Source organism: Streptomyces violens (genome assembly GCF_000717745.1).
Lineage (GTDB): Bacteria > Actinomycetota > Actinomycetes > Streptomycetales > Streptomycetaceae > Streptomyces > Streptomyces violens.
Window position 1 is genome coordinate 38473 of sequence record NZ_JOBH01000010.1, and the last position, 23327, is coordinate 61799.

The 23327-nt window shown below is 70.7% G+C and carries 19 protein-coding genes and 3 tRNA genes; 7 read left to right on the top strand and 15 right to left on the bottom strand.

Going from position 1 to position 23327, the window contains the following annotated elements:
* Positions 1-309: 309 nt before the first annotated feature.
* Both bldC and IF04_RS0119405 read right to left on the bottom strand, forming a co-directional pair.
* Positions 310-516 (bottom strand): developmental transcriptional regulator BldC, encoded by a 207-nt coding sequence (gene bldC, locus IF04_RS0119400; protein WP_003949541.1) that lies wholly within the window; start codon positions 514-516, stop codon positions 310-312.
* Between the two features lie 626 nt (positions 517-1142).
* The gene (locus tag IF04_RS0119405) at positions 1143-1979 is read right to left on the bottom strand and encodes a DUF8083 family protein (protein WP_030258976.1); all 837 of its coding nucleotides are present in this window, start codon (positions 1977-1979) and stop codon (positions 1143-1145) included.
* A gap of 273 nt (positions 1980-2252) precedes the next feature.
* On the opposite strand from IF04_RS0119405, the gene IF04_RS0119410 reads away from it, so the two are divergent.
* Both IF04_RS0119410 and IF04_RS0119415 read left to right on the top strand, forming a co-directional pair.
* A complete protein-coding gene (locus IF04_RS0119410; protein WP_030258979.1) occupies positions 2253-3395 on the top strand; it encodes a Leu/Phe/Val dehydrogenase in 1143 nt (380 codons plus the stop codon).
* Positions 3396-3718: 323 nt separating this feature from the next.
* Positions 3719-3976 (top strand): DUF3073 domain-containing protein, encoded by a 258-nt coding sequence (locus tag IF04_RS0119415; RefSeq protein ID WP_030258983.1) that lies wholly within the window; start codon positions 3719-3721, stop codon positions 3974-3976.
* Between the two features lie 99 nt (positions 3977-4075).
* On the opposite strand, the gene purM is transcribed toward IF04_RS0119415, so the two are convergent.
* From purM to purS, 6 genes are all read right to left on the bottom strand, one after another.
* On the bottom strand, positions 4076-5149 hold the full coding sequence (gene purM, locus IF04_RS0119420) for a phosphoribosylformylglycinamidine cyclo-ligase (protein WP_030258987.1): 1074 nt from the start codon (positions 5147-5149) through the stop codon (positions 4076-4078).
* 33 nt (positions 5150-5182) lie between these two features.
* Entirely contained in the window at positions 5183-6739 is a 1557-nt protein-coding gene (gene purF, locus IF04_RS0119425) for an amidophosphoribosyltransferase (protein ID WP_030258990.1), read from the bottom strand.
* A gap of 357 nt (positions 6740-7096) precedes the next feature.
* The gene (locus tag IF04_RS0119435) at positions 7097-7888 is read right to left on the bottom strand and encodes a maleylpyruvate isomerase family mycothiol-dependent enzyme (protein WP_030258996.1); all 792 of its coding nucleotides are present in this window, start codon (positions 7886-7888) and stop codon (positions 7097-7099) included.
* 79 nt (positions 7889-7967) lie between these two features.
* Positions 7968-10217, bottom strand: a complete 2250-nt coding sequence (gene purL, locus IF04_RS35840) for a phosphoribosylformylglycinamidine synthase subunit PurL (RefSeq protein WP_037959990.1) — start codon at positions 10215-10217, stop codon at positions 7968-7970.
* Entirely contained in the window at positions 10214-10894 is a 681-nt protein-coding gene (gene purQ, locus IF04_RS0119445) for a phosphoribosylformylglycinamidine synthase subunit PurQ (protein WP_030259000.1), read from the bottom strand. Before purQ ends, purL begins: the two co-directional genes overlap by 4 nt.
* Positions 10891-11136, bottom strand: a complete 246-nt coding sequence (gene purS, locus IF04_RS0119450) for a phosphoribosylformylglycinamidine synthase subunit PurS (RefSeq protein WP_030259003.1) — start codon at positions 11134-11136, stop codon at positions 10891-10893. Before purS ends, purQ begins: the two co-directional genes overlap by 4 nt.
* 332 nt (positions 11137-11468) lie before the next feature.
* Here purS and IF04_RS0119455 point away from each other — a divergent pair, with 332 nt between their 5' ends.
* The 4 genes from IF04_RS0119455 (at position 11469) to IF04_RS0119470 (ending at position 12409) form a co-directional block, all read left to right on the top strand.
* Positions 11469-11789 carry a histone-like nucleoid-structuring protein Lsr2 gene (locus IF04_RS0119455; RefSeq protein WP_030259007.1) on the top strand — a complete coding sequence of 107 codons (321 nt, stop codon included), beginning with the start codon at positions 11469-11471 and terminating at the stop codon, positions 11787-11789.
* A 118-nt stretch (positions 11790-11907) separates the two neighbouring features.
* A tRNA-Gly gene (locus IF04_RS0119460) sits at positions 11908-11979 on the top strand.
* A 75-nt stretch (positions 11980-12054) separates the two neighbouring features.
* Positions 12055-12127, top strand: a tRNA-Gly gene (locus tag IF04_RS0119465).
* A gap of 209 nt (positions 12128-12336) precedes the next feature.
* A tRNA-Gly gene (locus IF04_RS0119470) sits at positions 12337-12409 on the top strand.
* 61 nt (positions 12410-12470) lie between these two features.
* On the opposite strand, the gene IF04_RS0119475 is transcribed toward IF04_RS0119470, so the two are convergent.
* The 4 genes from IF04_RS0119475 to purD all read right to left on the bottom strand — a co-directional run bounded on the left by IF04_RS0119475 (position 12471) and on the right by purD (position 19004).
* Complete coding sequence (locus tag IF04_RS0119475; protein WP_030259011.1) at positions 12471-13385, bottom strand: phosphoribosylaminoimidazolesuccinocarboxamide synthase; 915 nt, start codon at positions 13383-13385, stop codon at positions 12471-12473.
* A gap of 162 nt (positions 13386-13547) precedes the next feature.
* Positions 13548-15026 carry a N,N-dimethylformamidase beta subunit family domain-containing protein gene (locus IF04_RS0119480; protein WP_030259014.1) on the bottom strand — a complete coding sequence of 493 codons (1479 nt, stop codon included), beginning with the start codon at positions 15024-15026 and terminating at the stop codon, positions 13548-13550.
* A 359-nt stretch (positions 15027-15385) separates the two neighbouring features.
* A complete protein-coding gene (locus tag IF04_RS0119485) occupies positions 15386-17335 on the bottom strand; it encodes a hypothetical protein (protein WP_030259017.1) in 1950 nt (649 codons plus the stop codon).
* 391 nt (positions 17336-17726) lie between these two features.
* Positions 17727-19004, bottom strand: coding sequence for a phosphoribosylamine--glycine ligase (gene purD / locus IF04_RS0119490; RefSeq protein WP_030259019.1), 1278 nt, complete (start codon positions 19002-19004; stop codon positions 17727-17729).
* Between the two features lie 362 nt (positions 19005-19366).
* On the opposite strand from purD, the gene IF04_RS0119495 reads away from it, so the two are divergent.
* The gene (locus tag IF04_RS0119495) at positions 19367-20131 is read left to right on the top strand and encodes an SLATT domain-containing protein (protein WP_030259023.1); all 765 of its coding nucleotides are present in this window, start codon (positions 19367-19369) and stop codon (positions 20129-20131) included.
* Positions 20132-20143: 12 nt separating this feature from the next.
* Here IF04_RS0119495 and IF04_RS0119500 read toward each other — a convergent pair whose 3' ends face one another.
* The 3 genes from IF04_RS0119500 to IF04_RS0119510 form a co-directional block, all read right to left on the bottom strand.
* Complete coding sequence (locus tag IF04_RS0119500) at positions 20144-20794, bottom strand: hypothetical protein (RefSeq protein WP_030259025.1); 651 nt, start codon at positions 20792-20794, stop codon at positions 20144-20146.
* 126 nt (positions 20795-20920) lie between these two features.
* On the bottom strand, positions 20921-21598 hold the full coding sequence (locus tag IF04_RS0119505; RefSeq protein ID WP_030259028.1) for a GntR family transcriptional regulator: 678 nt from the start codon (positions 21596-21598) through the stop codon (positions 20921-20923).
* A gap of 254 nt (positions 21599-21852) precedes the next feature.
* Entirely contained in the window at positions 21853-23211 is a 1359-nt protein-coding gene (locus tag IF04_RS0119510; protein WP_030259031.1) for an aspartate aminotransferase family protein, read from the bottom strand.
* Between the last annotated feature and the right edge of the window lie 116 nt (positions 23212-23327).

Here is a 23327-nt window from a genome sequence, read left to right on the forward strand (position 1 = left end):
GCCGTACCGCTGGGTACAGGGCCGCAGTTCCGGGACCCCCGTGGGCGGTGACCATCAGCGACGCCCCGGTCCGCGCACACAGCGTCAGCGACACGCCCGGCCGACGGGGGCGGGCGAGCGGCCCAAGGGCACATGAGCGCACAAAAAAGATCGCGCTGGACCCGGCGGAGTCCAGCGCGATCGATGACGTACCCATGTGGCGCAGGTGCGGCGCCTGTTGGGGCAGGCGCCTCGTCATATGGAGCTTTGTGGTGCTCTATGGGCATGTCGCGGGTTGGGGGACCCGGAAATGCCCGGTCATGCGTGTTTTCAGGCCTCGCTGCGCTGCTGGGGGATGCCCGCCAGCAGTGCGCGGACCTCAGCCTCGCGGTAGCGCCGATGTCCACCGAGAGTCCGGATGGACGTGAGCTTGCCTGCCTTGGCCCAACGGGTCACCGTCTTGGGGTCGACACGAAACATCGTGGCAACCTCGGCAGGGGTCAGCAGCGGCTCGGCGTCAGGGGTGCGAGCGGTCATGAGCGGCCTCCTCGGGAGAACCGAACCATCACGGTTCTTTCCTCTAAATTCTGCACCTTGACCCGCGTTGCCCGAAATGGCGGACGCGGGCCGAGTCGGTTATAGGACGAACGGCTTGTCCTCGGCACTACAACTACACCATCTGTCCAGCCGCGTCGGCCAAACCGATGGAATTGCCCTCTCAGGTGTTCAACCTCGACGGAAGCCGATGGACCGTGCCATAGCGGACAGTCACGCCCCTGTGACGATCAGTCACAACGTGACCAGGCGTCACCAGCCCCACCAAGGAGTGCAATACCGATCTATCCGCCCTTAGTTGGACGGAAGGAGCCCCAGTCAGGCTCCTTGTCCTATTTTGGCACGAGGGTGGTAGTTGGTGGCAAGGCCCGAAGTCAGTGCTTTAGGTCACTGTTGTGCGAAAAGACCGGATCGGGACCTACGTCCCCTACATCCGAACCACCGCACCGTGATCACACAGCACCGCACAGAAAAACCTCAACCACCGCACAGGGATCGCCTGCAGCCCACCACCTGTAGGCACGCGCCGGTACGCCCGCCGGGGGCGCACAACGGAGGCGCGCGTCATCGCGACACGTGCCTCCGAAAATGATCACCCAAGCCCGCGGTCAGCTCGCGTACTGCCGCTCCCGGACCGCACGCCAGCGGTCCGACAGCTTCTCGTACGCCGCGCCGGCGCGCTCCCCGTCCCCCTCGCGCAGCGCCGTGAGCCCCTCCGCCACTTCCGCGGCGGAATGGTCCTCGGCAAGCTGCCCCTCGGGGACGGCGTGCACCAGCCCCCCGTAGTCCAGCTCCACGAGGGCGCGCGGGTGGAATTCCTCCAGCCAGCGCCCCACATCTACCAGGCCGTCGATCAGGGGGCCCTCTTCGAGCGCGTCCTTGAGGGTGCGCAGGCCGCGCGCGACCCGGCGTCTGGCCTCCACCATCGGCGTGCGGTAACGCAGTACGAGCCCTTGGTCACTCTTCGTGTACTCACGCTCCGCGTCGTTGAAGAGCACGAACCAGCGCACCGGTACGTGCCAGGTCGCCGTGCGGATCCAGGGGCGCGCGTCAGGGTTCAGATCCAGCCACCGCTCATAGTCGGCGGCGGCCTGCCGGCGGACGACCGGGGGCAGGGCGGCGTCCAGTACCGGCGCCGGCAGCAGCTCGGGCAGCTCCTCCAGCGCCTGCCAGCCCCGCAGCCGCGTCCGCCAGGGGCACACGCACGTCACGCCGTCCACGACGGCGACGAACGCGTCGGCGCTCTCGTGCACGGGGACCGCCACGGGCGGGGTCGCCAGCAGATCCGCCAGCGAGCGCCGCAGCTCGTCCTGGGCGGTGGGCGCGTCGTCCCGCTTGGCGTACTGCGCCCAGTGGGCGCGCTCCGGCTCGGGGAACGCTGCCAGCGGTTCGTAGACCCGTAGATACGCCGCATACGGGACCATCACCGACGACGCCAAGGCCACGCCCGCTCCATTCTTCAGTCGGTCCCTCTCCGCAGGACCGCAAGGAAGTCCGCCGCAGAGGAGTCTGCCAAGGGGGAGCAGACCACCGGGAGTTGCCCCCGGCGAGCGGCCCGGCATGCGCAAATCGTCCCATGCCCATCCCCCACTAGGGGGTGATCCTCCGCACTGTGCCGATCAACGGGCGTCGAAGGTCATACGCTTCCCCCGACCGGCCCTCCCCCCGCTTCCCCTGCCACAAGCGGGGGGAACGACCCGAGGGCGTCCACCGCGACTATGGGAGTCACCACAGTGACCGACGTACGTCCTTCCCCCGAGCACTCCGTGCCGGGGATCTCCGCAGGCACCAATGACGGTGTCCTGCACACCCTGTTCCGGACCGATCAGGGCGGCCATGAGCAGGTCGTGCTCTGCCAGGACCGCGCCAGCGGTCTCAAGGCCGTGATCGCGATCCACAGCACCGCGCTCGGCCCGGCCCTGGGCGGCACCCGCTTCCACGCGTACGCCTCCGAGGAGGAGGCCGTGCTGGACGCACTGAACCTCTCGCGCGGCATGTCGTACAAGAACGCGCTCGCGGGCCTGGAGCACGGCGGCGGCAAGGCCGTGATCATCGGCGATCCCGATGTGGTCAAGACCGAAGAGCTGCTGCTCGCTTATGGCCGCTGTGTGGCCTCCCTCGGTGGCCGTTACGTCACGGCCTGTGACGTCGGCACGTACGTCGCGGACATGGACGTCGTCGCCCGGACGAACCGCTGGACCACCGGCCGCTCGCCCGAGAACGGCGGCGCCGGCGACTCCTCCGTCCTCACCGCGTACGGCGTCTTCCAGGGGATGCGCGCCGCCGCGCAGCACCAGTGGGGCGACCCCAGCCTGCGCGACAAGAAGGTGGGCATCGCGGGCGTCGGCAAGGTCGGCCGCCACCTCGTCGAGCACCTGCTCGAAGACGGGGCAGAGGTGGTCATCACGGACGTACGGGCCGAATCGGTGGAGCGAATTCTGGCCACGCACCCGCAGGTCCGCGCGGCCGTCGACACCGAGGCGCTCATCCGTACCGAGGGCCTCGACGTGTACGCGCCGTGCGCGCTGGGCGGCGCGCTCAACGATGAATCCGTACCGGTTCTGACCGCGAAGGTGGTCTGCGGCGCGGCCAACAACCAGCTCGCGCACCCGGGCGTGGAGAAGGATCTCGCCGACCGCGGAATCCTTTACGCGCCCGACTATGTGGTCAATGCGGGCGGTGTCATCCAGGTGGCGGACGAGCTGCACGGGTTTGATTTCGACCGGTGCAAGATCAAGGCCGGGAAGATCTTCGACACCACGCTTTCAATATTCGCGAATGCGAAGGCGGATGGCATCCCGCCGGCCGCGGCGGCGGACCGGCTGGCCGAACTCCGGATGGCGGAGGCACGCTCCGCGTGACCGTCGCCACGCCCCGCGGCCGCCGTCGGTGACCGTGGGGTTCCTACAGTGACACGCTCGGTGGGCGGTGAAGGAGACATCCCTCACCACCCACCGGCGGGTCGCCGGACGTGACACGTTAAAATCGCAGCTGACCAGCGGGTACGGGGCGTCCCGCGAGTCATGCCGGGCGGCCGGTGGTGCGGGCGACGTACCGTATGGCCGCGGAAGCAGGTACCGTTAAAGCCCTACGGGCCGGACTCTCCGTCGAGAGTCCGCTCTGAATCATGAACGCGTGTCAAGACTCTGGGGCCGTCGAGCCCCGTCGTTGAGGGGGTCGAGCCATGGGGCGCGGCCGGGCCAAGGCCAAGCAGACGAAGGTCGCCCGCCAGCTGAAGTACAACAGCGGTGGGACTGATCTCTCACGCCTGGCCGAAGAGCTGGGTGCATCGCCGCAACAGCCGGCACAGCAGCCGCCGAACGGTGAGCCGTTCGAGGATGACGAGGACGACGACCCGTACGCACGGTACGCCGACCTGTACAACAACGATGACGATGAGGAGGACGAGGGCAACTCGTCCGACCACCGTCGTCGTGCCTGACGCCGCCGCGCGCTCAAGGCAACAGCAGCATCACGGACCCGGTCCGGGGCATCGCCCGGACCGGGTTCTGTGCTGCCCTGCTGCCGTGCGGGGCCTGCGTCAGCCTGCGTAATCACCGGTCAGGGCCACGGCCTCGGCCTGGTCGCCGCGCTCGACGATCTCGCCGCTGACCCAGGCGGTAACGCCCCGGTCCGCGAGAGTGGTGAGCGCCGCGTCCACCGACTCCTGGGGCACGACGGCCATCATGCCGACGCCCATGTTCAGGGTCTTCTCCAGCTCCAGGCGCTCGACCGAGCCGGCCGTGCCGACCAGGTCGAAGATCGCGCCGGGGGTCCAGGTGGAGCGGTCGACGGTGGCGTGCAGTCCGTCCGGGATCACCCGCGCGAGGTTGGCCGCGAGGCCGCCGCCGGTGATGTGCGAGAAGGCGTGCACGTCGGTGGTGCGGGTGAGCGCCAGACAGTCCAGCGAGTAGATCTTGGTGGGCTCCAGCAGCTCCTCGCCGAGGGTGCGGCCGAACTCGGCGACCTCCCGGTCCAGGCCCATGCCGGCGCGGTCGAAGAGCACGTGGCGAACGAGCGAGTACCCGTTCGAGTGAAGACCGGAGGACTCCATGGCGATCACCACGTCACCCTTACGGATACGATCCGCGCCCAGCACGCGGTCGGCCTCGACCACGCCCGTACCGGCCCCGGCGACGTCGAAGTCGTCCTCGCCCAGCAGGCCCGGGTGCTCGGCGGTCTCGCCGCCGACCAGCGCGCAGCCGGCCAGCACACAGCCCTCGGCGATGCCCTTCACGATCGAGGCGACGCGCTCGGGGAAGACCTTGCCGACGCAGATGTAGTCGGTCATGAACAGCGGCTCGGCGCCGCAGACGACCAGGTCGTCCACGACCATGCCGACCAGGTCGTGGCCGATCGTGTCGTACACGCCCATCTTGCGGGCGATGTCGACCTTGGTGCCCACGCCGTCGGTCGCGGAGGCGAGCAGCGGGCGCTCGTACCGCTTGAGCGCGGAGGCGTCGAAGAGGCCGGCGAAGCCGCCGAGGCCGCCGACGACCTCGGGGCGGGTGGCCTTCTTGACCCACTTCTTCATGAGGTCGACGGCGCGGTCGCCCGCTTCGATGTCGACGCCCGCGCTCGCGTAGCTGGCACCGGCAGGAGATTCAGCAGACATGGCTGAGAGCTTTCGTGTCGTCTTGCAGGGGTTCTACGGGCGACGCAGCGCGTCGGCGCCGCCGACCCCGGCGGTGAGCGTCTGCACACCGTCCACGTCGGACGACGTCCGGCCCTCGGTCTCCGACTCCAGCAGGTGCTTGCCGAGCAGCTCCGGGTCGGGCAGCTCCATCGGGTACTCGCCGTCGAAGCAGGCGCGGCACAGGTTGGGCTTGGCGATCGTGGTCGCCTCGACCATGGCGTCGATGGAGATGTACGAGAGCGAGTCGGCACCCAGGGACTTGCCGATCTCCTCGACCGAGAGACCGTTGGCGATCAGCTCGGCGCGGGTGGCGAAGTCGATGCCGAAGAAGCACGGCCACTTGATCGGCGGGGAGGAGATCCGGACGTGGACCTCGGCGGCGCCGGCCTCGCGGAGCATCCGTACCAGCGCGCGCTGGGTGTTGCCGCGGACGATCGAGTCGTCGACGACCACCAGGCGCTTGCCGCGGATGACTTCCTTCAGCGGGTTGAGCTTCAGGCGGATGCCCAGCTGGCGGATGGTCTGCGAGGGCTGGATGAAGGTCCGGCCGACGTAGGAGTTCTTGACCAGGCCGGAGCCGAACGGGATACCGCTGGCCTCGGCATAGCCGACCGCAGCCGGCGTGCCGGACTCGGGCGTCGCTATCACCAGGTCCGCGTCGGCGGGCGCCTCGGCAGCCAGCCTGCGGCCCATCTCCACGCGGGAGAGGTACACGTTCCGGCCCGCGATGTCCGTGTCGGGACGGGCGAGGTAGACGTACTCGAAGACGCAGCCCTTGGGGCGGGCCTCGGCGAAGCGGGTGGCGCGCAGGCCGTCCTCGTCGATGGCGACCATCTCACCGGGCTCGATCTCCCGGATGAAGCTGGCGCCGCAGATGTCCAGCGCCGCGGTCTCGGAGGCGACCACCCAGCCGCGCTCCAGGCGGCCGAGGACCAGCGGGCGGATGCCCTGCGGGTCACGGGCGGCGTACAGGGTGTGCTCGTCCATGAAGCACAGCGAGAAGGCGCCCTTGACCTTCGGGAGGACGCGCGGGGCGGCCTCCTCGACGGTCAGCGGCTTGCCGTCCTCGTCGACCTGGCCGGCCAGCAGCGCCGTCACCAGGTCGGTGTCGTTGGTGGCCGCGACCTGCGTCGCCCGGCCGCCCTCGCGGGGCAGCTCGGCGACCAGCTCGGCCAGCTCGGCGGTGTTCACCAGATTGCCGTTGTGGCCCAGCGCGATCGAGCCGTGCGCGGTGGCACGGAAAGTCGGCTGGGCGTTCTCCCACACGGACGCACCGGTGGTGGAGTAGCGGGCATGGCCCACGGCGATGTGGCCCTGGAGGGAGCCCAGGGAGGTCTCGTCGAAGACCTGGGAAACGAGCCCCATGTCCTTGAAGACCAGGATCTGTGAGCCGTTGCTCACTGCGATGCCCGCAGACTCCTGTCCGCGGTGCTGCAGCGCGTACAGCCCGAAATAAGTGAGTTTGGCGACCTCTTCTCCCGGGGCCCAGACACCAAAGACGCCGCAGGCGTCCTGGGGACCCTTCTCACCAGGGAGCAGGTCGTGGTTGAGTCGTCCGTCACCACGCACATCAATGAGTCTAGGGCAGGTACGGGATTCATCCGAACCGGGGATGGCCGTGAACCTGCACGATGTGCTTGACGTGAACACACGGTCAGCGCTCGAATTCGAGACGGCTTCGAGACAGCGCAGCCCCCATAGCTCCTGGTGCGGCGCCGTCATGTCGGCCTTTGCGGTGAACGCCGCGGCGACCGGGGCGATCACCGGCTGCTTATCCGCAGCTCACATCTGGTGAGAAGCGTCACTTCCGCGCCATTGCCGGACCGGCCGGACGACGAGTCCCCCTTTAGTGGGCTTTCTGCGCCGAGACCGTGACTCGTGCGCCACGTCTTTCCCGTCAGCAAATGCCGGGCTCCCAGGAACCTCTCAGGACAGCACCGGAAGGTACTCCCCCAGATCGGCCCGTTCGCCGCTCGCGCTGACCGCCGCGTCCGCCAGTGCGTCGGCCCAGGACGTACGCCCCGTCGCCAGCCGCAGCCAGGTCAGCGGGTCGGTCTCCACGACGTTCGGCGGGGTGCCGCGGGTGTGCCGGGGCCCCGCCACGCACTGCACGACCGCGAAGGGCGGTACCCGTACCTCCACGGAGCCCCCCGGCGCCTTCTCCGCCAGCGCGTCGGCGAGCAGCCGGGTCGCGGCGGCCAGCGCCTGCCGGTCGTACGGGATCTCCGTACCGGTCGCCGCGGCCAGGTCGTCGGTGTGCACGACCAGCTCGACGCAGCGGGTCACCAGGAACTCGTCCAGCCGCATCACGCCGGTCCTGACCGGCAGCAGCCGGTCGTCGGCGGCGCCGGACACCAGCGTGGTGTACCGCTCGGCGGTCCGGTCCAGCAGCGCGACCGGGTCCTGCTCGGCCGCCGTCTTCCGCACGTACTCGTCGATCCCGTCGGCGTGCGGCGCCGTGGCGAACGGCCACTCGGCGAGCGTCATCTCCTGCCGCGCCGGCACCGGCCGCTCCAGGCCGGCCGCCACATGCTCCAGCGCCATGGAGAAGTGCACGACGAGCTCCCGTACGGTCCACTCCCCCAGCCGCGTCGGCCGCGCGAACTCCTCGGTACCGAAGGCCCGCACGGCCTCACGTACATGGGCGAACTGCGCCGTCACCGCGGCCCGGGTCTTGGCGGGGTCGTACTTGCGAGGACGCTTCTTGGCCGGTGGCATGAGCGCGAGCCTAACGCCAACGGGCGGTGGCCCCACCGGATTTCTCCGGCGGGGACACCGCCCGTGACAAGGAAAGCGATCAGCCGAAGATGCCCGGGATCGTCTCCTCGTGCGCCGTGCGCAGCTCGCTCAGCGGGATGCTGAACTGGCCCTGCACGTCGAGGACATCGCCGTCGACGACGCCGATGCGGGTCACCGGGAGGCCGCGCGCACCGCACATGTCGGTGAAGCGGAGCTCCTCGCTGCGCGGTACCGAGACGACCGCGCGGCCCGCGGACTCGGAGAACAGCGTGACGAAGGGGTCCTGGCCGTCGGGGATGACGACCCGGGCGCCCTTGCCGCCCTTGAGGCAGGACTCCACCAGGGCCTGGACCAGTCCGCCGTCGGACAGGTCGTGCGCCGCGTCGATCATGCCGTCGCGGGAGGCGGAGATCAGGATCTCGGCGAGCAGCCGCTCGCGCTCCAGGTCCACCTCCGGCGGCAGGCCGCCCAGGTGGTCGTGGATCACCTGGGCCCAGGCCGAGCCGCTCAGCTCGTCGCGGGTGTCGCCGAGCAGGTAGAGGAGCTGGCCCTCTTCCGCGAAGGCGACCGGCGTACGGCGGGCCACGTCGTCGATCACGCCGAGGACGGCGACGACCGGCGTCGGGTGGATAGCGGCCTCGCCCGTCTGGTTGTAGAGCGAGACGTTGCCGCCGGTGACCGGCGTGCCCAGCTGCTGGCAGCCGTCCGCGAGGCCGCGGATGGCCTCGGCGAACTGCCACATGACGGCCGGGTCCTCGGGCGAACCGAAGTTCAGGCAGTCCGAGACGGCGAGCGGCTTGGCGCCGGTCGCGGCCACGTTCCGGTACGACTCGGCGAGCGCGAGCTGTGCACCGTGGTACGGGTCCAGCTTCGCGAAGCGGCCGTTGCCGTCGGTGGCGAGCGCCACGCCCAGCCCGGACTCGGCGTCGATGCGGATCATCCCGGAGTCCTCCGGGCTGGCCAGCACGGTGTTGCCCTGTACGAAGTGGTCGTACTGGGAGGTGATCCAGGACTTGGACGCCTGGTTCGGCGAGCCGACCAGCTTGAGGACCTGCTCGCGCAGCTCGTCGCCGTTGGCCGGGCGGGCCAGCTTGGCGGCGTCGTCGGCCTGCAGGGTGTCCTGCCACTCGGGGCGGGCGTACGGACGCTCGTACACCGGGCCCTCGTGGGCCACCGTGCGCGGGTCGACGTCGACGATCTTCTCGCCGTGCCAGAAGATCTCCAGCCGGTCGCCGTCGGTGACCTCACCGATGACGGTGGCGGTGACGTCCCACTTCTCGCAGATCTCCAGGAAGCGGTCGACCTTCTCGGGCTCGACGACCGCGCACATGCGCTCCTGCGACTCGCTCATGAGGATTTCCTCGGGCGAGAGCGTGGAGTCGCGCAGCGGTACGTCGTCGAGCTCGACGCGCATGCCGCCGGAGCCGTTCGAGGCCAGCTCGGAGGTGGCGCAGGACAGGCCGGCCGCGCCGAGGTCCTGGATGCCGACGACCAGCTTCTCGGCGAACGCCTCCAGGGTGCACTCGATGAGGAGCTTCTCCTGGAAGGGGTCGCCGACCTGGACGGCCGGGCGCTTCGACGGCTTGGAGTCGTCGAAGGTCTCGGAGGCCAGGATCGACGCGCCGCCGATGCCGTCGCCGCCGGTCCGGGCGCCGTACAGGATGACCTTGTTGCCCGCGCCGGACGCCTTGGCGAGGTGGATGTCCTCGTGCCGCATGACGCCGATGGCGCCGGCGTTGACCAGCGGGTTGCCCTGGTAGCAGGAGTCGAAGACGACCTCGCCGCCGATGTTGGGCAGGCCCAGGCAGTTGCCGTAGCCGCCGATGCCCGCGACGACGCCCGGGAGGACGCGCTTGGTGTCGGGGTGGTCGGCGGCGCCGAAGCGCAGCGGGTCGACCACGGCGACCGGGCGGGCGCCCATCGCGATGATGTCGCGGACGATGCCGCCGACACCGGTCGCGGCGCCCTGGTACGGCTCGACGTACGAGGGGTGGTTGTGCGACTCGACCTTGAAGGTGACCGCGTAACCGTTGCCGACGTCCACGACGCCCGCGTTCTCGCCGATGCCGACGAGCAGCGCGTCGGTCTCCGGGGCCTTCTCGCCGAACTGCCGGAGGTGGACCTTGCTGCTCTTGTAGGAGCAGTGCTCGGACCACATGACGGAGTACATCGCGAGCTCGGCGCCGGTGGGACGGCGGCCGAGGATCTCGCGGACCCGCTCGTACTCCTCCTGCTTCAGGCCCAGTTCGGCCCAGGGCTGGTCGACGTCGGGCGTCCCGGCGGCGTGCTTGACCGTGTCCAGCGTCATGCGTTGACCAACTTCTTCAGGATCGAGGTGAAGAATCCGAGGCCGTCGGTACGTCCCGTACCGATCAGCGGCTCGACGGCGTGCTCGGGGTGCGGCATGAGGCCGACGACATTGCCGGCCGCATTGGTGATGCCGGCGATGTCCCGCAGCGAGCCATTGGGGTTGACGTCCAGGTACCGGAAGGCGACGCGGCCCTCGGCCTCCAGCTCGTCGAGGGTGCGCTCATCGGCGACGTAGCGGCCGTCGATGTTCTTCAGCGGGATGTTGATCTCCTGGCCGGCGGTGTAGTCCGCCGTCCACGCCGTCCCGGCGTTCTCCACCCGCAGCTTCTGATCGCGGCAGATGAAGTGGAGGTGGTTGTTGCGCAGCATCGCACCGGGGAGGAGGTGCGTCTCCGTGAGGACCTGGAAGCCGTTGCAGATGCCGAGGACCGGCATGCCCGCCTTGGCCTGCTCGATCACGGTGTCCATGACCGGCGAGAAGCGGGAGATGGCACCGGCGCGCAGGTAGTCGCCGTAGGAGAAGCCGCCGGGCAGCACCACGGCGTCGACCTGCTTGAGGTCCTTGTCCTTGTGCCACAGCGGCACGGCCTCGGCCCCCGCGAGCCGGACGGCGCGCTGGGTGTCGCGGTCGTCCAGCGTTCCGGGGAAGGTGATGACTCCGATACGAGCGGTCATGAGTCGACCCGCACGACGAAGTCTTCGATGACGGTGTTGGCGAGGAAGGTCTCGGCCATCTCACGGATGCGGGCGAGGGCGGGCTCGTCGACCGGGCCCTCCACCTCAAGTTCGAAACGCTTGCCCTGACGTACGTCGGAGATGCCCTCGAAGCCCAGACGCGGCAGTGCACGCTGCACCGCCTGTCCCTGCGGGTCGAGGATCTCGGGCTTGAGCATGACGTCGACTACGACGCGTGCCACTGGCACTCCCGGTTTTGTGTGGTGCGGCTGGGTTTATCCGGGGACACCCCGGACCCCGACTCGGTTCCTTCACAGTACCTTGCCGAAAAATCTACGCGCATAGATCTGTACTCGGCCGATCACGTACCGGTATCGCCGGTTGTGAACACCCGGGAAAAATCCTCGAAAAGATCGGCAGTCCCGATTGCGCGATGACACGCTGAGGAAATTAACTGGGCTTCACAATGCATTGCTCATCGCTGTACAAATGAAAAAGCATTGATCCCAGACATCCGGATCTGTGGCATCTCCCCATGTCAGCACGGAGATGCCACGCGAAAGGACCGATATCCGTGGCGCAGCGCGTAGTAGTCACGCTCTCCGATGACATCGACGGCGGAGAAGCCGCAGAGACGGTCGCCTTCGGATTGGACGGGAAGACGTACGAGATCGACGTCAATCCCGCCAATGCGAAGAAACTGCGCGAGGTGCTCGCTCCGTACGTCGAGGCCGGCCGCAAGCGCGCGAGGTCGGGCAAGGCATACCGCCACACCCCGGTCGCGGCAGACCCCGCCGCCGTGCGGGCCTGGGCCCGCTCGCACCACATGGACGTGCCCCCGCGGGGCCGCATCCCGAAGAAGGTCTACGAGGCGTTCGAGGCCGCCAACAGCTGAGTCCGGTGCCGGCCGGCCGCCCCTGCCGGCAGCGGACTTGCGCTGTACCCCCCTTGATCAGCTAAAGTCTGGAGCACGCCGAGGGGCGAGGCCGACAGGCCGGGCCCCGAGGAGTCACGCGGGTGTAGCTCAGTAGTAGAGCGCCCCCTTTCCAAGGGGGAGGCGCAGTGTGCGATCCCTGTCACCCGCTCTGACAGTCTCGACCAGTCCTCTGGATCAGGTAGAGTAGCTGTCGCGCCGCTCGGTGAGAGCCGGACGGATGCATGCGGACGTAGCTCAGTTGGTAGAGCGCAACCTTGCCAAGGTTGAGGTCGCGAGTTCGAGCCTCGTCGTCCGCTCAGGGAAAGAAGGCCCCGGTCATCGCGACCGGGGCCTTCTGCTTTTCCCGCCTGCATGATCTTCCTGGTCCAGGAAGAGATCGGGAACGTACGGGGAAATTGATCTGTGTCCGTGGCCACATTCCGTTCCCGTCGCCCGCCGGACGGCACGAGCACCCCGCGCGGTTGGCTATAGTGGTTCTCGCACCGCGCGCTTCGGCGCCGGGCAGGCGGACGTAGCTCAGTTGGTAGAGCGCAACCTTGCCAAGGTTGAGGTCGCGAGTTCGAGCCTCGTCGTCCGCTCCGTAAGGGAAAGGCCCCGGTCATCGCGACCGGGGCCTTTTCTCGTGTGCGGGCTTACCGCTCAGGACCACTTGTGGCCGGTGAGCCGCTCGTACGCCTCGATGTACTTCGCCCGGGTCTGCTCCACGATCTCCGCCGGCAGCGGGGGCGGCGGCTGCTCGCTCGTGCGGTCCCAGCCGGAGGCCGGCGAGGTCAGCCAGTCCCGGACGAACTGCTTGTCGAAGGACGGCTGGGCGCGGCCCGGCTGCCACTGATCGGCCGGCCAGAAGCGCGAGGAGTCCGGCGTCAGCACCTCGTCGGCGAGGGTCAGCGTCCGTGTGCCGTCCTCGTCCGTCGCGTAACCGAACTCGAACTTGGTGTCCGCCAGGATGATCCCGCGCTCGCGGGCGATGTCCCGGGCCCGGCTGTACACCGCGAGGGTCGCCTGGCGCAGCTGTGCCGCGGTCTCCGCGCCGGCCTGGCGTGCGACCTCTTCGTACGAGACGTTCTCGTCGTGCTCGCCGACCTCGGCCTTGGTGGCCGGGGTGAAGATCGGCGCGGGCAGCTCGGAGCCGTCCTCCAGGCCCTCGGGGAGCGCGAGGCCGCAGACCGTACGGGACTCCTGGTACTCCTTCAGGCCCGAGCCGGTGAGGTAGCCGCGGGCCACGCACTCGACCGGGACCATCTGGAGGGACTTGCAGACCAGGGTGCGGCCCGCCCAGTCGGCGGGGGCGCCGGCCGGGACCTCGGTGGAGAGCACGTGGTTGGGCGCCAGATCGGCGAGCTGGTCGAACCACCACAGCGAGAGCTGGGTGAGGACCCGGCCCTTGTCGGGGATCTCGGTGGGCAGCACCCAGTCGTACGCGGAAGTGCGGTCGCTGGCGACCATGATCAGGTCGCCGTCGGTGTTCTCGTAGAGGTCGCGCACCTTGCCGGTGTGGAGATGGACCAGGCCCGGCACCTCCACGGGTTCGGGCTTTTCAACGAATCCGGACACGCTGCCTCCGCGTAGGTTGATCCAGGAGTCGTTCCGATTCTCGCGCATGCGGGCGCCCGGCAGCGCTTCAGGGTGGGCCGACGCGGCGCACGGCAGGCGCCGCACGCCCTCCGACGCCTCGTGGTGGGTGCTCGACGGCAGGGCGCGGCGCGCCCCCGAATCTCAGTCGCGTTTGCAGATGCGGTCGAGAAGATTGGCGGTGGCCCGCTGGATTCTCTCGTCGATGTGGCCCGGCCGGTCCAGCGCGGGCGACCAGGCGAAGGTGCCTGAGGCGAAGACCAGGGCGCCGCTCGGAGCCCGGTACAGGGACGTCTCCTGGTGCCGCCGGACGCCGTCCCCGTCGCGGTACGGGGAGTGGGCCAGCAGCACCCGGCTGACGTGTTCGGGCAGGCTCGTGCGCGGGAAGTACCGGTCGGCCTCCCCAGCGACCAGACCCGGCAGCTCGTCCCCTTCGTGCGCGCCGGTGGCCTCCCACAGCCAGTGCTCGCCGTTGCGGACGACCAGCGGCGCGGGCTCGGGCACCTGGCCCGCGTACTGGATGCCCATCAGCTGCTGCTCGGGGTGGCCCAGCTCGCGCCAGAGCGCCGGGCGCCCGGGCCCCTGGCGCTTGCGGCAGGTCAGCAGGGAGTCCGGCCCCGAGGGTGACGGGGACAGCTCCACCTGCCAGTACATGGTGTTGGCGGAGAGGAAGACCAGGGACGTGCCGGTGTCGCGGGCACGCTCGGCCGTCCGGCGCATGGGGACCGACCAGTACTCGTCGTGCCCGGGGAAGACCAGGCCGCGGTAGCGCGTCGGATCGACGCGCCCCGCGTGCAGATCACGCGCGTCGGCGTACGCGAGGTCGTAGCCGTACCGTTCCGCCCAGCGGATGAAGTCGTACGCGTGGCCGACGTGCAGCGGCAGGCCCGCGCCCGCGAACGGGCGGTCGAAGGAGATCGTGACGGCCGCGTCCGCCTCGCCCAGCAGCGCGCCGTCCTCGTCCCACGCGTGGTACAGGCTGGCGCCCGTCCGGCCGTCCTCGGGGTAGAGGTTGTACGCCTGCCACGTGATGTCCGGGAGCAGCAGGAGCAGGTCGGCGGGGCGGTCGTCGCGGACGGTGAAGGGGAGGTGGCTGCGGTAGCCGTCCTGGGTGGTCAGCACGGCGACGTACGCGCCGACGTTCCAGTACTCGGGGATCTGCAGCCGCCAGGAGAGCCACCAGTGGTGGCAGGAGACCGTGCGGTCGGCGGTGAGCGGGGGCGGCTGGACGATGCCGGAGAGCCGGGGGCTGGTGGTGATCTTGGAGGCGCCGGCCGCCGCGTAGTGGCCGATGCGGTACACGTCGATGCTGAACGGCTGCGGCGGGTCGACGGTGATCCGGAAGTCGATGGCCTCGCCGGGGGCCACGGCGCCGGTCGCGGCGAAGCCCTTGATCTGGCGGTGCACGTCGTCGGCGGTGCGCGGGCCCGCGCAGGAGCGGGGCAGCGGGACGGTCGCCTCTCTCTGGGCGAGGACCGGATCGACGTACCAGGGGACGACCCGGCCGGAGTCGAAGTAGTTCTCGCTGCCGCGCAGCCAAGGAAGTGGACCCTGGCCGAACGGGTCCGTCACGGCATGCGCGAACGCCCCGGACTCCCAGCGCCGGATCTGCTGTGTGCCCACGCTCCCACTCCCCTCCCTCGCCCCACCGGTCGGTACGCCGTCGGGTTCCTGCATCCGCGAGTTCGTTCGTACGAGAAGCGGCGAGTACCCCCAGCACATCACATTACGCACTTGGACCGTCACCCTTCGTCGTGAATTTACGGGCGGAAACGACCGAAAGGTGAACTGCGGCAGAACATCCAGCCGGAGTTATCGGACAGATTGGGCGCCCGATCCGGCGGAGACGAACGGGGCATGAGCTGCGCACATCATGGCGACGTGCGGATGTGCGGCGCCGCCTCCCCGGTGGGGGCGGTGGCCGGGATACGACGGTCCGGGTGTCGGGTCCTGTGCGGGCGGAGGCGGCGGGGCAGCCTTCGTCAGACGAGCCGTACGGGCTTGTCCGGGCGTACGCCCAGCTCGCCGAGCCAGTCGCGGAGCGGCTCGGCGTCGCCGTCCTCCACCAGGCTGCGGACCGAGTGGCCGACATCGGTCCGGCGGGCACCACCGACCAGCAGCGCGGGCCCGTCCAGCCAGTCCAGCCCCGGAGCGGCGCCCGCGGTGTCCACGGCGGCGCAGCAGACCATCGCCGTGACGTGGTCGGCCAGCAGCTCACGGCCCGAGCGGGGCGCCTGCAGCGGGAACAGCGGGACGCCGCCGTCGACCAGCCCGTCGCCCCACGGCACACCGGGGCCCGTCGTCCCGGCGGCCTCGGCCCCGGCCGTACGGGCGGCGGCCCGGCGGTCGGCGGTGGCCCGCTCCTCCCGCTCCAGCTCGGTCACCAGGCGCGCGGCGATCAGCTCGCTCGACCCGGAGTCCCGCGCCAGTCGCTCGATGATCCGGGCCAGCGTGGGCCCGGCTACGGGGGACTCGGCACCGGTCCCGGGGGATACGGAATCGGGCCTCGGGGGGACCGTACCGGCGAGCCGCACCCGGCCGGCGAGGGGCTCGCCCATGGGGTCCGTGGTGCCCGCGGACTCCTGCACGCCGACCGGCTCCCTCGTGCTCGCCGGTTCCGGCCGGTCCACGGGATCCGTGGTGCCCAACGGCTCCTTCGGCCGTCCCGGCTCTGCCGCTCCATCGTCCTCGCTCGCACTGTCCGGGGACGCGAGCGCGGGGAGGTCGTCCAGTACACGGTGCAGGCGGGCGGCCTCCAGCCGCCACTTGCGGTCGACGACCTCCTCCGGATAGCGGTCCCAGGCCACCGGCGACCAGTCGGGGCCGCTCTCGGCGGGGCCGCCGTGGAAGAGCCGCGCGGCCAACAGGGAGGCGGCGCGGTCGATGGCGCCGGGCTCCTCCAGCAGGTCACAGGCCGGGCGCTCGCCCAGCCGGGAGGCGAAGCCCTCGGCGAGACGGTCGCGGCGGGAGAGCTCGGTGAGCGCCGAGACCACGCCGGCGTCCAGCCGGGCGGGCCAGCGGCCCATCCGCCAGGCGGGCAGCGCGACCCGGGTGAGCAGCCGGTCCCAGCCCGCGTACGCCAGCCCCACCTGCTCCTGCGCGACGATCCGCAGGCCGTAGTCCACGCCCTGGGCGCGCTCGGAAGCCGCGGCCGCGACGCCGCGCTCCATCTGCGCGGCGTGCTCGCCGCAGCCGCGCAGCAGCAGCCGCGCCACCCGGCCCACGAAGCGCAGCGGTATGCCGCGCAGCGTGCCCCGGGCGCGGGCGGCGACCGCCACGGCGGCGTCCAGGCCGCGGACGAAGCGGCGCGCTGCCGCTATGTCGGGGTGCGCCGAGGGGCCCGTACCGGCGACGACCGGAGCCAGCAGGGCGCGCAGCTCGCCGACCCGCATCCACCACAGGAAGGGGGAGCCGATGACCAGGACGGGCGCCGGCACCTGCCGGTCCGCCCCGGCCGCGGCGCCCCGGGACGCGGGCGCGGCACGGCCGGACGCCGGGCCGCCGCCGGGCGGCGCGTGCGCCCGGTGCGTACGGTCCTCCAGCCAGCTGTCGCAGTCCGGGGTGAGCGCTATCGCGGAGGGCGCGGGGACCTCCAGCCGGTCGGCGAGATCGCGCACCAGCCGGTACAGATCGGGCGCGGACTCCTCGGCGACCGGGACGGTGGGACTGAGCGCGGGCCTGGCCCGGGCGACCACCGCGGCGACCAGCGCCGCCAGCAGCAGCACCGCCACCGCGAACCCCGCCACGATCCAGCGGGCGAGGGCCCAGCCCCCGGAATCCCAGGAGCCGAGCCCACCGGTCGCTGCCCCGGCGAAGAGCACCACGGCCAGCGCGGCCGGCAGCACGGCCGCGCCCAGCGCCGCGCCGCGGATCCGCAGCACCGCGAGCGCCCGGGCGCGCGCTGCCTGTTCGCCTGCCTCCGGACCTGCCACGAGCCTGTACACCCCCTGCTGTCCTGCTTGAACGGGACGGAGAGACGGGACGGAAGAGACCGGGCAACGTGCCCGCGGACGCTTGCGACCGACGGCGCGCTGCTCACTCCCCACCACTCTGGCACCGGCCACTGACATCGCAATGCCGGTGAGCCACTTGCCGGACGTCTCGGGGCAGCCGGCCCGGGAACCGGAAAGGCCACCGGAACGGGCACCACAGGACGCTTGCGCGGAACCCTAGTTGGGGCACCGTCGCACGTCAGCCGTTAACCGGTTTGGTCACTCGATGGAATGGCTTTGGGTAAAGCAAGGAACCGGCCACGTGAGCGGCCGGTTCCTCGGACAGGGGGCCGGCATCTCGAACAGAGGCGGCCCGGGGGCAGTACGACGCTCAGCCGGCCTGCTCCGCGGCCTTGGCGTCCGCGGCGGCCTTGGCGGCGATGTCCGTCCGGTGGTGGGACCCCTCCAGGGAGATCCGGCCGACGGCGGTGTACGCGCGGTCCCTGGCGGTGGCCAGGTCGGATCCTGTGGCGGTGACGGACAGCACCCGGCCACCGGCGCTGAGCACCTGGCCGTCGGCGTCGTTCCGGGTACCGGCGTGCAGGACGTACGCCTCCGGGGCGTCCTGACCGGCCACCGCGTCCAGGCCGGTGATCGGGTCGCCCGTGCGCGGCGCGTCCGGATAGTTGTGCGAGGCGATGACGACCGTGACGGCCGCGCCGTCGCTCCAGCGCAGCGGCGGGAGGGCGGCGAGGTTGCCGGTCGCCGAGGCCATCAGCAGGCCCGCGAGCGGGGTCTTCAGACGGGCGAGTACGACCTGGGTCTCCGGGTCGCCGAAGCGCGCGTTGAACTCGATCACGCGGACGCCGCGCGAGGTGATCGCCAAGCCGGCGTACAGCAGTCCGGAGAACGGCGTCCCGCGGCGCCGCAGCTCGTCCACGGTCGGCTGCAGCACGGACTGCACGACCTCGTCGACCAGCTTCGGATCGGCCCACGGCAGCGGGCTGTACGCACCCATGCCGCCGGTGTTCGGGCCCGCGTCGCCGTCGAGGGCGCGCTTGAAGTCCTGGGCGGGCTGGAGCGGCACGACGGTCTCGCCGTCGGTGATCGCGAAGAGCGAGACCTCGGGGCCGTCGAGGAACTCCTCGATCACCACGCGGTCGCAGGCCAGGGCGTGCGCCCGGGCCGTCTCGACGTCGTCCGTGACGACGACGCCCTTGCCGGCCGCGAGGCCGTCGTCCTTGACCACGTACGGGGCACCGAACGCGTCCAGGGCCTCGTCGATCTCGGCGGGGGTGGTGCACACGTAGCTGCGGGCCGTCGGCACGCCGGCGGCCGCCATGACGTCCTTGGCGAACGCCTTGGAGCCCTCCAGCTGCGCGGCCTCCGCAGAGGGGCCGAAGACCGGGATGCCGCGGGCGCGCACGGCGTCGGCGACACCGGCCACCAGCGGCGCCTCCGGGCCGACGACGACCAGCTCCGCCTGCAGGCTCACGGCCAGCTCCGCCACGGCCGCGCCGTCGAGGGCGTCCACCGGGTGGAGCTCGGCCACCTCGGCGATGCCGGCGTTGCCGGGAGCGCAGTGCAGCGCGGTGACGTCGGGGTCGAGGGACAGAGAGCGGCACAGGGCATGTTCGCGGGCGCCGCCGCCGATGACGAGGACCTTCACAGGAGCAGGGTAGTCGCCCTTTGGGCAGAGAGACGAAGCGGGCCGTGGCCGCCATTTGGACGGAGGCACGAAGCGGCCGGGCGGTGCGCCCCATCGAGGGGTCGGCGCAGGTGACCGAGCGGCGCGAAAACGTCCCAGCGGCTTCGCCATCCTGTGTACCTAGGTGGGGGCCATGGGGTGTAGCAACTCTTTCGAGTGAGGGCGGGAACTGGCCTATACCTGATCCCGCGCCACTTCCGGGCGGAAATAGCTGGATTCTGGCGGCAACGCCAGCCGTTCGGCGGTAGGAAGGGTGTCTGCGCGCCACGGCCGTCTCATTCGCATCGCGCGCACCGCACGTATCTTCAACAGGGAGTGCACGGGTGAGCCAGCCGGAGATGCAGCCCGAGAGGCCGCCCGAGGGGCCTCCTCGGGCGGATGGCGAGGACGCACAAGGGCGGGATCGCGGTGATCTAGCCGGCCGTGCCTTTCCGCTCGGTGACTGGGGAGAGCCGGCCGAGCGCCTGGACGAGCTGTACCAATGGGCCGAGACCGGCGCGCTGCACGTCATCGACTGGTACCTCGCCGACCGCGTCGCCAAGCGGCGCACCGCCCGGATACTGCGGGCCGGCGCCGCCGCCGGCGTCTCGGCGGGGGCGCTGCTGCCCCTGCTCGGCGTCAGCGGCGCCCTGGACCGCGGCGCGGAGTACGGCTATCTGGCGCTGCTGCTCGCCGCCGTCTGCGTGGGCTGCGACCGGTTCTTCGGCGTGACGGCGGGCTGGATGCGGGACGTGGCCGCCGCGCAGGCCGTACAGCGGCGGCTGGAGGCGCTGCAGTTCGACTGGGCGTCGGAGAGCGTCCGGGAGGTGCTCGGCCCGACGGAGGGCACCGCCTCCGAAGCGGCCGAGCGCTGCCTGACCGTACTGCGGCGCTTCCACGAGGACATCGCGGAGCTCGTGCGCTCCGAGACCGCCGACTGGATGATGCAGTTCCGTACGGGCCCGGTGCCCACGGCCGGCCGGCCGGCACCGGCCCCCTGGGGCCCGCCGCGCCAGGAGGCCGCGCCGGACCGCGCGGGCCGGATCGTGCTCCCCCCGGGCACCCGCCCGAACATGCCCCGGCAGCGACCGCCGGAACCGCCTCGGTGAGGGAGCGCTCGATCAGCTGAAGACGATCATCGAGCCCTGGCCGAGGCTGCGGGTGGCCGCCGCGTGCAGCCCGAGCCAGACATGACGCTCCCGTGCGAACGGACTGTCGTCGGCCCCCGTCGTCCCCGCCCGCTCCTCCAGCGTGGTCGGCCCTTCCGGCGGTGCCGGCGTGGCGGGCGGGTTGGCCGGGTCGATGCCGATGGCCGGCGCGACGACTTCGAGCTCCCGCAGCAGCCCGTGCGAGGACCCCAAGGGGCCGCCGCCTTCGAGCAGTTCGTCGTTGGCGAGCGGGTGCGGGAAGTCCACCGGTACGTACGCGCCGGCGTGGTCGTAGTGCCACACCAGGTGCGACTCCTGGGCCGTACTCTCGAACATCTCCAGCAACTGCTCGTAGTCGCTGCCCAGTTCGTCCACCGGCGACACGGCGAGCCCGCAGACCTGGAGGAGGTACGCGCGGCGCAGGAAGTGCAGCGCGTCGTAGTCGAAGCCGGCGACCGGCGCGACGTCCCCCGACAGACCCGGCATGTAGTTGAAGATCGGCACGGGCGGCAGTCCCGCGTCGTTCAGCGCTTTGTCGTAGGCGGCGAGCTCTTCGGAGAAGGGATTGTCGGGGCTGTGGCACAGCACGTCGACCAGGGGGACCAGCCAGAGGTCACACGCCACAAGTTCTCGCTTCCGTTCGGTTCCGTTCGGTTCGGTTTCCGTTCGGTTCGGTTCCGGCAGACCAGGCGATCGAAGACCAAACGATCGACTGCGTTCGACAAAGCCGATGGTCGGGACAGCGTAGTGCTAGGCGAGGTTCTCCACGAGGGCGAGGGAGTGGGCGTTGTACTCACGCACCAGACGCTGCGCGGTGGCCAGGTCGCGGTGGACGACCGCCGCCGCCAACTCCTGGTGTCCCTGCCACAGATGGCCGCACAGGTCGGTCTTGTCACGCAGCATCGGCACGGCGAACACCCAGCCCTGTATCCGCATCCGGTCCAGGAAATCCGCGATGTACGGATTCCCCACCAAGTTGCCGAACTCACGCCAGAACCGCAGGTCGTAGCCGATCAGTACGTCCAGGTCGCCGCAGCGCGCGTACCGTTCGGCCTCCTCGGCGCGGCGGCGGAGGGAGACGAGCATGTCGGACGTGACGCTGCGGACCAGCTCCTCCGCGCTCGTCCGGAACACACCCTCCACGACGAGCGTGCGCGCCTCGACCATGGCGCGGTAGTCGGCGGCCGTGAACGTGTGGACGCAGAAACCGCGGTGCTGCTCCACGTCCAGGAGGCCCTGCGCCGCGAGGTCGAGCAGCGCCTCCCTTACGGGGGTCGCGGAGACTCCGTACTGCTCGGCGATCTCCTTGACGGTGAACTGGCGCCCCGCGGGCAGCCGTCCGGCCAGCACCTCGTCGCGCAGCGCATCCGCGATCTGCTGACGCAGGGTGCTGCGCTGGATGACTCCGCTGACCGGCCCGGCGGGCATCGTGTCCGTCTCCTTCCGCGACCGCACGGCAGGAACGCGGCCCTCGCCCTCACGATAGGCGAGCGCCGCACGAGACGGATGAGGCAGTGGGTACGAAAGGGCGAGTGGAGGGGGTTTGTGCTGGTGAGCGGGGTGAGGAGATGTGTGGGGGCCGGGTGGGGACGGGGCTGGGGCGGCCCCGCGCGCTCAGGCACGGGGCCGCAGCAGTTGTCAGGCCGTGTACGCGTCGGCCTCGGACGGTGTACGCGCCGGGCTCAGACCGTGTACGCGTCTGCCGTGGTCAGGGCCTCGTCGAGGGCTGCCAGGCCCTCCTTCGCCTCCGTCTCGGTGATCGTGCACGGCGGGACGACATGCGTACGGTTCATGTTCAGGAACGGCCACAGGCCCCGCTCCTTGCACGCCGCCGCGAACTTCGCCATCGGGGCGTTGTCCGCGCCCGAGGCGTTGTACGGCACCAGCGGCTCGTGCGTCTCACGGTTCTTGACCAGCTCGAGCGCCCAGAAGGCACCCATGCCGCGCACCTCGCCCACCGACGGGTGGCGCTCGGCGATGTCCCGCAGCGCCGGCCCGATGACCTTCTCGCCGATCTCGGCCGCGTTCTCCACGATCCGCTCCTCCGCCATCGCGTTGATCGTCGCGACCGCGGAGGCGCAGGCCAGCGGGTGGCCGGAGTACGTGAGGCCGCCCGGGTAGGGGCGCTGGTCGAAGGTCGCGGCGATCTCCGCCGAGATCGCGACGCCGCCCAGCGGCACATAACCGCTGTTCACGCCCTTGGCGAAGGTCATCAGGTCGGGCACGACATCGAAGTGGTCGAGCGCGAACCAGCGGCCCGTCCGCCCGAAGCCCGCCATGACCTCGTCCAGGATGAAGACGATGCCGTACCGGTCACAGATCTCGCGGACCCCGGCGAGGTATCCGGGCGGCGGGACCATGATGCCGGCGGTGCCCGGAACGGTCTCCAGGATGATCGCGGCGATCGACTGCGGGCCCTCGTAGACGATGGTGTCCTCGAGGTGGCGCAGCGCGCGCTCGCACTCCTGCTGCTCGCTCTCCGCGTGGAACGGCGAGCGGTACAGGTACGGGCCCCAGAAGTGCACCACGCCGGCCGACGCGGTGTCCGAGGGCCAGCGCCGCGGGTCACCCGTGAGGTTGATCGCGGCCGCGGTGGCACCGTGGTACGAGCGGTACGTGGAGAGCACCTTGGACCGGCCGGTGTGCAACCGGGCCATGCGCACGGCGTTCTCGACCGCCTCGGCGCCGCCGTTGGTGAAGAAGATCTTGTCCAGGTCGCCGGGCGTGCGCTCGGCGATCAGCCGCGCGGCCTCGGACCGCACGTCCACGGCGAAGCCCGGCGCCAGGGTGCAGAGCTTGCCGGCCTGCTCCTGGATCGCGGCGACAACCTTCGGGTGCTGGTGGCCGATGTTGGTGTTGACCAGCTGCGAGGTGAAGTCAAGGTAGCGGTTGCCGTCGTAGTCCCACATGTACGAGCCCTCGGCGCCCGCGATCGGCAGCGGGTCTATCAGGCCCTGCGCCGACCAGGAGTGGAAGACGTGGGCACGGTCGGCGGCCTTCACGGCCGCGCCGACGGCGGGGTCTGGTTGCGTCGTGGTCACGGTCACTACCTCGGATCGCTCTGGGCCGCCAGGAAATCAGGAACGCGAGAACGCTGGACTGCGAGAACGCGGGAACGCGGGGCGGCGGACGCTCTCAGCCTAAGGATCACCACGAC

What these genes read in the sequence shown, in the direction of transcription:
- bldC (WP_003949541.1), bottom strand. Translation starts at nt 516, where the DNA reads ATGACCGCTCGCACCCCTGACGCCGAGCCGCTGCTGACCCCTGCCGAG.
- IF04_RS0119410 (WP_030258979.1), top strand. Translation starts at nt 2,253, where the DNA reads ATGGGAGTCACCACAGTGACCGACGTACGTCCTTCCCCCGAGCACTCC.
- IF04_RS0119415 (WP_030258983.1), top strand. Translation starts at nt 3,719, where the DNA reads ATGGGGCGCGGCCGGGCCAAGGCCAAGCAGACGAAGGTCGCCCGCCAG.
- purM (WP_030258987.1), bottom strand. Translation starts at nt 5,149, where the DNA reads ATGTCTGCTGAATCTCCTGCCGGTGCCAGCTACGCGAGCGCGGGCGTC.
- IF04_RS0119435 (WP_030258996.1), bottom strand. Translation starts at nt 7,888, where the DNA reads ATGCCACCGGCCAAGAAGCGTCCTCGCAAGTACGACCCCGCCAAGACC.
- purL (WP_037959990.1), bottom strand. Translation starts at nt 10,217, where the DNA reads ATGACGCTGGACACGGTCAAGCACGCCGCCGGGACGCCCGACGTCGAC.
- purQ (WP_030259000.1), bottom strand. Translation starts at nt 10,894, where the DNA reads ATGACCGCTCGTATCGGAGTCATCACCTTCCCCGGAACGCTGGACGAC.
- IF04_RS0119505 (WP_030259028.1), bottom strand. Translation starts at nt 21,598, where the DNA reads ATGCCCGCCGGGCCGGTCAGCGGAGTCATCCAGCGCAGCACCCTGCGT.